Source organism: uncultured Hymenobacter sp. (assembly GCF_964243305.1).
Taxonomy (GTDB): Bacteria; Bacteroidota; Bacteroidia; order Cytophagales; family Hymenobacteraceae; genus Hymenobacter.
In genome coordinates this window covers 1-1336 of record NZ_CAXTEF010000050.1, presented here as the reverse complement: position 1 = coordinate 1336, position 1336 = coordinate 1, and the positions used below count along the sequence as shown (strand labels likewise).

The window sequence follows — 1336 nt, the reverse complement described above, 5'->3', positions numbered from 1 at the left end:
GCTCAGGAGCAGCAGGCCATTTATTATGATGAGTACCCGGCGCGGGTGGCGGCGCTCAACATCGTGGAGCTGCGCACGCAAGTGCCGGGCTTCGTGACGGGCCTCTTTTTCAAGGAAGGCGAAGTGGTGAGGAAGGGTCAGCCGCTCTACGAGATTGACCGGCGCAAGTACCAGGCCGCCGTGCGCGAGGCGCGGGCCGGCGTGCAGAGCGCGCAGGCCCAGCTCCAAAACGCGCAGCTGAACCTCGGGCGCTACCAGCGCCTGGCCCAGCAGGACGCCATTGCGGGGCAGATTGTGGACAACGCCGTGACCAACGAAGCCAGCGCCCGCGCCCAGGTGGAAGTGGCCCGCGCCGCCCTGGCCACGGCCCAAACCGACCTCGATTACTCCTTGGTCAAGGCGCCGTTCACAGGGCGCATCGGCATTTCGCAGGTGCGGCTCGGCGCGCAGGTGACGGCGGGCAGCACCTTGCTCAATACCATTTCGAGCGAAGACCCGGTGGGCGTTGATTTCGTGGTGAATGAGCAGGAGCTGAGCCGGTTCCAGGCCTTGCAGGCCCAGCAGGGGGGTAGGAAACTGGCGGCCCAGGATTCGAGCTTGCGGCTGGCCTTGCCGGGCGGGAAGATTTATGAGGGCCGGGGCCGCATCCGCGCCGTGGACCGCGCCGTGGACAACGAAACCGGCAGCGTGCAGGTGCGGATGCAGTTCGACAACCCCGGCCGCGAGCTGAAAGATGGGCTGACCGTGACCTTGCGCGTGCTCAATGAGCAGTCGGGCCAGCGCGTGGTGGTGCCCAACAAGGCGATTCTGGACCAGATGGGCGAGAGCTTCGTGTTCGTGGTGCGCGACACGGTAGCCTTGCAGCGCAAAGTAGAGCTGGGCCCGCGCCTGCGCGAAGACATCGTGGTGCTCAAGGGCCTGAAAGTGGGCGAGAAAATTGTCGCCGAAGGCTTGCAGCAGCTGCGCGACAGCGGCGTGGTAACGACCGGCCCGCCGCGCCCGCCGAAAGGCAAAGACGGCAAGAAAAGCGCGCGGTTGAAGAAGTTAAAAGTTAAAAGTGAAGAGTTAAAAAGCAGTTATGCTTGGTCATTTTTAACTTTTAACTCTCAACTTTTAACTCCGTCGTCCGGCTCGGCTTCTCCACAGCAGAAGAGACGGGTGGGAAAGCTCTGCCGTCCTACCCCCCTCGCCCAAGCCCAAGCCCAAGCCAACCGCGCATGATAGCCGAAACCTTTATCCGCCGGCCCAAAACGGCCATTGTGTGCTCGGTGCTGATTGTGCTGCTCGGCGCGCTGGCCATCCTGAGCCTGCCCATCACGCAGTACCCCGACATCAC

General features: G+C 63.4%; 2 protein-coding genes. Both read left to right on the top strand.

Annotated elements, in window-relative coordinates:
* The coding region (locus ACFE70_RS18555; protein WP_375419279.1) for an efflux RND transporter periplasmic adaptor subunit at nt 1–1221 on the top strand (1221 nt) is incomplete at its 5' end.
* Nucleotides 1218–1336, top strand: a 119-nt coding sequence (locus ACFE70_RS18550) for an efflux RND transporter permease subunit (protein WP_375419301.1), incomplete at its 3' end; no start/stop codon positions are given. The genes ACFE70_RS18555 and ACFE70_RS18550, both read left to right, overlap by 4 nt.